Below are 6,516 nucleotides of genomic sequence, written 5' to 3'. Positions count from 1 at the left end.
AGTATTGGACTTATGATACTATCTATTATTGAATACGTTGATAATTGAGTTTTGAGATTACTGAAGCATCGAGAATCCGAGAGTCAGTGATTGCATTTTTTGCTGTCGCATAACAACTTTGATTGGTAGCTGTTTGGCTAATAAGTACGCTAATTGAAGTGAAATTCATAAAGTTGATGGTACATATACTGTCGACATGAGGAAATATAATATTCAAGCGACCTGCTGTCGTGGTGTTTAATAGAGGTTTACCCTTTAAACTGATTCGATCGAGTCCAAAGGTCGGCTGTGTAAAACCTGAACGGTATACGGATATATAGAGGTAATTTCCACTGTTATCGGGTGTTATTGAAGAGAATGAACCAACCGAACTATCGACTGACGTCACAATACTCGCCTTTTTACTCGTTGTGTCGTAGCGCCAGACGTCGCTACCGATGACATAAAACAGTGTCGTATCATCAAGCCAAACAGGAGAAATGACATTACCACGTGGTAGTGGAGATAGACTATGTAGAGTACTGTCGTATATACCAGTATCGTCATCACTACTGATAACAAGTTTGTCACCAAGCGGCGACCACACTGACTCATATAACTCACCTTCGATTTGATATTTCGTCCCATCGCTATGAAGCGATATTAAGCTGTCGACACGAATGGAATTTTTTGCAAGATGCGTAAGTAGAACGGCATTGTTTGAAGCAGATTCAACCCTAACGGTATCATTTGTCGTATATATTTTCGTAAATGATCCGTCGCCATTTGCTTTATAAACGATACTACCGTCGGAGATATACCAAGTACGGTTCGGCGATATTGCATAGGTAATTGCTTTTGTCGCGGTGAACGGTAACGTAATGTTGGTGATTGTTTGCCCGCTTATTTTTACGAGACCGTATTTCACCGAACCAAAAGTCACGAGACCAATACCGAATGATGGATCCGCCCACTTCACGGAAGTGTAATTGTGTCCGCCATCAAGTAATGAGGTGCGATTTGCTATATTCACGGTGTATAGCGGTCTATTAGGATTGTTTTTGTCGATAAAAGTCAGGTGATCACTTGCGGCGGTGATATTTCCAGCGCCCAGGCTGGTGACGACCGAAGGTGTAGTTACCCCCAGCTCTGCGGTTTCAAGGTTGAGTATTATCGACTTACGCTCGCCCATTTTCAGATTTACGATCTGACTTGTGGAGGTGGCTTTATTTTGAATCGTCACAGTATAATTCCCGGCTTCTACCTGTACGCTTGCCTGGTTTTTGTTTTGATTTAATTCGATATTGCGTTTTGTCGGGCTGTTTTCGTGGACAAGGATTGTATTTGAAGCGCTGTTTGTCGTGATCGTAAGCGTTGCCGATGTAAAGTACAGAAATAACGCCCAAATCGCTGCCACTGCAAATATACCCATGACCGTATAGAAAAGTATCGTTCGTTGCTTAGTCGGAGACATACTGTATATCCTTAATCATTTATATTACCTCCCGTGGTCCACTTCGGCCATCCTGGCGGGACGCCTGTCGTACTTGGTCCGGCGTTGACATTGTCGTGCGGCAATCCGAGAGACTGTAGAAATTGATCGACATCAACACCCGAGTTAGATGCCCAGTTGCCGCCGCCATGCGAGTTGTAATCCGACCACTCAACATATCCCGTTCCCCCGCCACCAGAGGCCCAGCCTGTTTCAAGTTGTGTGCCCTGGTCTTTGTAATAGCAAATAGGAGTGCTGGTGTCGACAGTATCCCCTTCTTTGACCTTTGGTGTACAGTCTTCTGATATGAACATATAGAGATCTTTTGCCTTGCCTGCTGTCATCTGATATTTGATGTATGCCCCTCCGCTACTAGTTCCTAATCCTGGCCAACCGGAACCTGAAGTGCGCACTAATATGATTTTTGCAGGACAAGCTGCATATATCGGTCCCTCTCCGCTTGGCCCGCCGTAATCATAACCGCCGTCGAGTCTCGATACACCTGAATTCTTTAGATCTCGAAAAGGGTTTTGACACTCGCCATTATCAGTAGCTGCCGAACCGCATGACGACGACGAACTGGAACTACTTGAAGATCCTGCGCCTGGCGTACTGCTACCAAGTGTACTTGCGGGTGCTGCTCCTGTTTGTACGGCAAAAATGTTCGCAGCATTATTTTCACGGTTATTATTACCATGTTGTTGATCGGTCGACTTTTCAAACTGTTGGTCAAATATCAATGCGGCTTCACTCGCACTTTTACCTTTCATGTTATCGATAACACTAGAATATCCACCCTCTAACTCACTCCATGCATATTGGATTTGAGCGCCAAGGCAATCCTCTGATTTTCCTTGTGATGCAATGAATTCCTTCGCCTTAGTAATACGATCACCGCACCATTGGGCGATACCAAAAGCTGCACTACTACCGCAACCCTGACCACCAGAAACATAGGAATTAAGACTGCTTTCTTGCATCCAGTTACCCATAACACCAGCAGCTGCATTTTGCGCATCTTGTTCCGAAAAGCCCTTTGCCTCGAATTGCCCGACCAGATATGTCCATACTTGATTCACGTTTGCCGGGTCATTACCGCCATTGACTCCACAACCGCCGGCATCGCCAAGTCCGGCCGTTGCCGAACTAGAAGAACTAGAACTCGAACTGGAGCAACTATGGTCATAATATAAAACGTCATTCGTTTCACGGTATCGCCTTTCAAGATCTGCCGCTTCTTGGTTGCTATTTGCATTTACGGCGTGTGCGAGTGGTGACATATTGGCATTGATTGCACAGACAAACAACAGGAACAAAATCTTCATCTTTTGTAATACGTCGCTGGCGCGGGAACTACTTTTCATTACAACGCCCTCCTTACCGCATCAGGAAGAGACACATCGCTCGGCGGGAAGGATGTGCCGGGACCTGCCACGACCGTTAGTGGGCTACTGGAATTACCCGTTTGTTTTAATATAACTTTTGCTGGTTCAAGACCATTTTTGCGAATCGTCACGATAAACCAGCCTGACAGAGGTTGTTTAACATTCGTAATGCCAAAATCGGGCTGCCCATTTTCTTTTATAGGCACGGCATCGTTTTGCGTGATCACATCATATAATTGTTGCGTCGTTGGCGGCGGTATGGAAGCAGGAGTTTTCGTAGGTGTACCGTCGGGTGTTTTATTTGGAGTTACTGTTTCGCCGATTGGCACGGTCGTTTTTGTCGGCGTATTTTCTTCGCTTGACTGTTTATTATGCAAAATAAAGAAGTATATTCCCATTGCGCCAAGAATCAAGACAACCGCGACGATAATAATTCGTTTTTTCATACTGATTTACTCGCTCCCGGACCTACGTATCGATAAACTCCGTCATAGGCGTCGCCTTGACCTTCTCCATGTAAACCATAACTCCCTCCACTAATATCTGCCTCTTGATTATTCGCGTGGTGGGTGTGTGCACCAAACGTCGTATAGCCGTTGCCATCTTTGCTTTTAATTATTTCTACGTGACCGTTCCAGACTATGACATCGCCTTGCTGCGCGCTTCCATCGGGAAGTTTTTGCCAATGCGTGGTGTCATGAAAGCTGCTAGGTGCCGACATACCCGGTATGTCGTGTCCGAACGCTGCGACAACTGATGCCATAACTAAACTCGAGCAGTCGAACGGATTAGAGTTTGGTGAGGGAGTATTCGTTTTAAAATTTTGATACCAGGAAACTTTTCCATATTCATCGTGACCAGCTCCGTAGGAATACGCGTAAGGGTCGAACTGTAGTGCACAAGAGTAAATACTACCGGTTGAGCCGTCACCGCAATCGCTCGATACATTAGCTGCATTGTTTGCTTCTGGTGTATTATGCACGCAATCAGTCATCCGCTCGGCAGTAGCGTACTGCACGTAACACCAGTTGTAGTATGTAGCAAAACTGTCGAGCATCGTTTGATCCTTATTATCTTTACCTAGACATCGTTCACCGTCAAACCAATTACCGTCATCTTCGGCAATTGATTCTACCGACGAACCAATTGGAACAGTTCCATTATTAGGACTCTTACGCTCAACGCAGTATTTTATGTAATTTTCAAAATTTGAATGAGAAATCGTTTCGCCAGTATCTTGATTAATATCACCGTCTATTGTCTTTGAGACGCCAGTGGTTGGATCTCTGTATTCCGTCTTGTCGTTTATCATGAAATTAATACTTTTTGTGAGTATATCCGAACCGCCTGCGATTTTATTGTTTGCAATTTGATTTAATCCCTGAAGGACATTGTTGGTGGTGTAGCCAATTATCCTCCCAGACCAATCGCATGCCGCACCGATAGTCTCCATATCTTGGTCCGCGCATTTATTTATACGATTAGATGCTGGGTCCCCATTAATCCCATCTTCGAGTGTCATATTTGAAGGTTGGCTAAATAAGGCGTTAGCCGATGTCGGTAATTTACTAAATGACGTACCAATAACACGCACCATACTAGCAATCCTGCTAAAGAAAGTTCCGTCTCCATTTAGATAAGGGTTTAACTGAGAAGCTATTTGACCCATAAACGAATATTGGTTTGATACGTCAAACTGGTTTCTTTTAGCTTCATCGAGAGCAAGTTGGGTTGTGTATTTATAGTTTGTTTCGTTCGTATCAGCGATGAATCCTTTTATTTTTTGTAACATTTGCGCCTTTGAAGTGCCGCCAACCGGGCGCAATCCAGAGCCTAGGGTTGAGTTGGATAATAGCAGTCCGATGCCAGCTGCAAGAGCATTACCAGCATCTACACCCTGAGTAGTAGAGGAAAGGTCAACTCTAGCAAGAAATGCCAGCGCTGGTTTTGCGAGTTCGGCCGCCAGTGCTCCAGCGGCTATCTTACCAACCGTTGGTAGTACAAGTACGCCCGCTACACATAAAGCGGCTGCAACTGGTCCTGCGGCACACTGTATGGTAGCTGCTTCGTTAACGAGTTTTGCGCCCAAACAGATATCTTTTACATTTTGTTTACTACCAGCAACACTTCGCACAAGATTGATGTATTTATTGGCAATAGAATTAACACTAACCTCCCAGCCCCAAGAGGTGTAATTTTTAGCAAATTGAGTTAAGCCAGAAAAATCACCATATATAGCCATTTGTAATCCCTGCGAATCCATGGCGGTTAAATTATATTTTGGATTTGGATCACCCGCTTTTGATCCTGGTAATGATGGATCTGGACTTGGCAGGGTTTTATTCGGGTCATACCACGTTAATCGATTAGCTAGATTTTCTACGACTGACGGTTCGATGTCACCCTGATCCTCTATCTGGGCTGCCGCCCGCACGAACGGATAGGCAAAACTAACAAGCTGATAAATCCATTCTGCCTTTATGGTTGCGGTCGTCAATCTTGCGACATTATAAGATGCACAGACGGTTGATATCGGAAGTGCGGCAAGAGCGGCTTTTCCTGCTTTGTCGGTAATTTCGGTTACTTTTGATTTAAGGCTGCTACTTTCAACTGTTTTTGATTCTAGGTCTTTAACCCTACTATCTACAGCTTTTGGATCACTCGTATTCTCTGCCTTTAATTTTGTATTTTCATCAAACGATTCATCGATGGCTTTTTTACGCTTCGCGGGGTCAGCGTCTTCAGATGGCTTAAGGCGTTTCCCCTTCTCGATATTGAAGTTTTTAAGTACATCCTTGAACTTTTGATTCTCAAAAAATGCAGACCTAACGTCGAGTACGTTACTGGTTGCACGTCTACCTTCGACTGTATTCTCGGCATGACTATTAAAGGAAGCGCCATCTTTAACTAAAGTGCCATCAGGGAATTTCATGGATTTTATCTTGCCTTTTGTATTCAGTTCTACCTTAAAGCCCTCTTTTTCGAATCTTGCTTTTTGGCCTTCACTCATACTAGTCAGCTTGTCTTCTATCTTTGAACCCGTGCTGGAATTTCCCTTATTAAAAAGTTTAGAGACATAGGCTCGACGAAACGAAATATTGGTTCGCGTTGAATCAGAACTATCATTAGTAATCGCCTTTTCGATGGTTACAAGCAGAGACCCCGGCACCATGATGACGCTTACTCCGAAAAAACCACCGATAACTAAACCGGCAGCACCACCGCTTGCACCATAACGCTTAGCGTTCGATAAAAATTTTGATTTCCAACGTCCTCCCGATTTCGGATTAACAGACGATTCCTCACCGGACTTATAGAGAGATCCTGGATTTTCTTCCCTCTCCTTTAAGTTTGGCGTATCAGCGTTAGGGTTGTCTTGTACGGTGTCACCGTGAGTATCAATATGTTGACCGCTCTTATTGCCACCCATCTTCTTTTTGTAATAAGAATCAAAAGGGTTGCCATTACTACTGTCGCTATTGGCAAAATTTTCTGCGTTTTGAATACCTTGTTCGGAGTCGTCATCTGACGGATTGTCTGGGTGGTTTTCGAGTTGGCTTAAGCCACGAGCAGTATCACTTGAGTCAAATTCAGATGGGTTGTGGTTGCCATTGTCCTGATCTGGGATGCCACCTTTTGTTGTCAGGGCCATAAACTACT

At 44.4% G+C, this 6,516-nt stretch carries 4 protein-coding genes; all 4 read right to left on the bottom strand.

The genetic code is table 11. The features are described from left to right. Positions 1 to 25: 25 nt before the first annotated feature. Genes H6797_05960 through H6797_05945 form a run of 4 tightly spaced genes read right to left on the bottom strand, consistent with a single transcriptional unit; the run spans position 26 to position 6,508 of the window. A complete protein-coding gene (locus H6797_05960) occupies positions 26 to 1,453 on the bottom strand; it encodes a hypothetical protein (GenBank protein USN96573.1) in 1,428 nt (475 codons plus the stop codon). Between the two features lie 11 nt (positions 1,454 to 1,464). Further along, positions 1,465 to 2,835: a hypothetical protein gene (locus H6797_05955; GenBank protein USN96572.1), complete on the bottom strand. Its 1,371-nt coding sequence runs from the start codon at positions 2,833 to 2,835 to the stop codon at positions 1,465 to 1,467. Further along, on the bottom strand, positions 2,835 to 3,302 hold the full coding sequence (locus H6797_05950; protein ID USN96571.1) for a hypothetical protein: 468 nt from the start codon (positions 3,300 to 3,302) through the stop codon (positions 2,835 to 2,837). The genes H6797_05955 and H6797_05950 overlap by 1 nt, the downstream gene beginning before the upstream one ends. Then, positions 3,299 to 6,508 (bottom strand): hypothetical protein, encoded by a 3,210-nt coding sequence (locus tag H6797_05945; protein ID USN96570.1) that lies wholly within the window; start codon positions 6,506 to 6,508, stop codon positions 3,299 to 3,301. Before H6797_05945 ends, H6797_05950 begins: the two co-directional genes overlap by 4 nt. Positions 6,509 to 6,516 lie beyond the last annotated feature (8 nt).

The sequence above is a fragment of the Candidatus Nomurabacteria bacterium genome, from assembly GCA_023898645.1.
GTDB lineage: Bacteria > Patescibacteriota > Saccharimonadia > Saccharimonadales > Saccharimonadaceae > UBA2112.
Note: the sequence above shows the minus strand (reverse complement) of the source record. Positions and strands in the feature narration are given on the sequence as shown.